Consider the following 1,657-nt stretch of genomic DNA (forward strand, 5'->3'; position numbering starts at 1 on the left):
CTGCCGTCAAAGCGTCCCAAACGCTCTAGGATGGACCAGGCTACCCTACTGCCCCGTACCACCATACGTTAGCGAGGCAGACAAAAATAGTTACCGATGGAGAATGTTCAGGCCGGCAGGGGGACCGAAGATTCATCGCTCACGATGGTGCCGACAAACGCGCCCTCCACGATCGCCCGGTAGAGGTTCTCCGGGTCGCGGCCGTCGAGCACCAGGAGCGGGATCCCGGACCGCTCGATCACTTTGCCCGCCACGATGTCGAGCACGATATTCGCACCCGCACTCATCCTCGCTCCCGTGATGATATCGAGGAGCTCCTCCGGCGTGAGGTGTTCGTGCCGCACCGCGCCGGCGTCTTTCTTCGGGTCGGCGCTGTAGATGCCGTCGACCGACGTGGCGTTGATGAGGAGATCGGCGCCGACGCTCTCGGCGAGGACCGCCGATACCGCGTCCGTCGTCTGCGCCGGGGTGATCCCGCCCATAACGACGATCTTCCCCGTTCCAGCGAACTCCCGCGCCTCCGTGTAATTCTCAGCAACCCGCGGGTAAGCCGCATCCCCGAGCCCGGTCACGAGGAGGCGCGCGTTCAGCCGGGTCACCATGATGCCGAGTTCGTCTGCCATCGCCTCTCCGGCACCGAGGTCGCGGGCAACCCGGATGTACCGACGCGCCTCCCCGCCGCCGCCGACGACGATAAAGATCCGGCATTTTTCGGCGATCCTCTCGAGGACAGAGACATATCGGCTTATATTATTCGACTCAAGTGAAGGGACCATAACCGAGCCGCCCAGCGATATCACGATCTTCTTCATTCTACCCTATTATTATCCTCAATATCGCTCTTATACCTGTTGTGAAAATGCTGCACTGCCCGGTATGCGGTTCCACGGAGGTCTGGACGATCACCGGCGGCTACACCGGTTGTCTCTACCACTGCAAGCGTTGCGGGTACCGCGGAGCCCTGGTCGTCGAGTACGACGAAGAACCGGATGACCGACCACAGTGATATATACCGGTCTCTCTCACGCAGTGATCGTATGCACGAGGCGCGACTCTACCAGAAGCTGGAGGAGAACACCGTCCGCTGCTCGCTCTGCGCTCACCGGTGCACCATACGGGAGGGCAAACAGGGGGTCTGCGGTGTCCGCATCAACCGCGGCGGCACCCTCTATGCCGCTACGTTCGGCAAAGTCATCGCCGAAGCGGTCGACCCCATCGAGAAGAAGCCGCTCAACCATTTCCTGCCCGGGACCCTCTCCTACTCGCTCGGAACCATCGGATGCAACTTCCACTGCGAACACTGCCAGAACTGGCACATCTCCCAGCAGACACTGGAGATGCAGTCGCTCCGGGACTTAAGCCCCGAGCAGGGTGTGGAACAGGCGCTCGCGTCGGGCTCCGCAAGCATCGCCTGGACCTACAACGAGCCCACTATCTGGCACGAGTACCCGCTCGCGATGGGGACGCTTGCGCGTAAGAAGAACCTCGGGACCGTCTACGTCACGAACGGCTACATCACCGAAGACGGGCTCCGCGAGCTCGCGTCGATGCTCACCGCCTTCCGCGTCGACATCAAATCCTTCTCCGACACCTTTTACCGGAAGGTCTGCGGGGGGCGGCTGCAGCCGGTCCTCGACGCGACGGCGCTTGCAAAGGA

The 1,657-nt window shown here is 62.0% G+C and carries 3 protein-coding genes; 2 read left to right on the top strand and 1 reads right to left on the bottom strand.

Features of this window, described 5'->3' with window-relative positions; translation table 11 throughout:
* Positions 1 to 107: 107 nt before the first annotated feature.
* Complete coding sequence (gene pyrH / locus PLN84_RS13225; RefSeq protein ID WP_299953075.1) at positions 108 to 812, bottom strand: UMP kinase; 705 nt, start codon at positions 810 to 812, stop codon at positions 108 to 110.
* 41 nt (positions 813 to 853) lie between these two features.
* Between pyrH and PLN84_RS13230 the strand changes: the two genes are divergently transcribed.
* Positions 854 to 1,006 carry a hypothetical protein gene (locus PLN84_RS13230; RefSeq protein ID WP_299953082.1) on the top strand — a complete coding sequence of 51 codons (153 nt, stop codon included), beginning with the start codon at positions 854 to 856 and terminating at the stop codon, positions 1,004 to 1,006.
* A 31-nt stretch (positions 1,007 to 1,037) separates the two neighbouring features.
* A partial coding sequence (locus PLN84_RS13235) for a radical SAM protein (protein WP_348532183.1) occupies positions 1,038 to 1,657 on the top strand: 620 nt, incomplete at its 3' end.

It is taken from the genome of Methanoculleus sp. (assembly GCF_035363275.1).
GTDB lineage: Archaea > Halobacteriota > Methanomicrobia > Methanomicrobiales > Methanoculleaceae > Methanoculleus.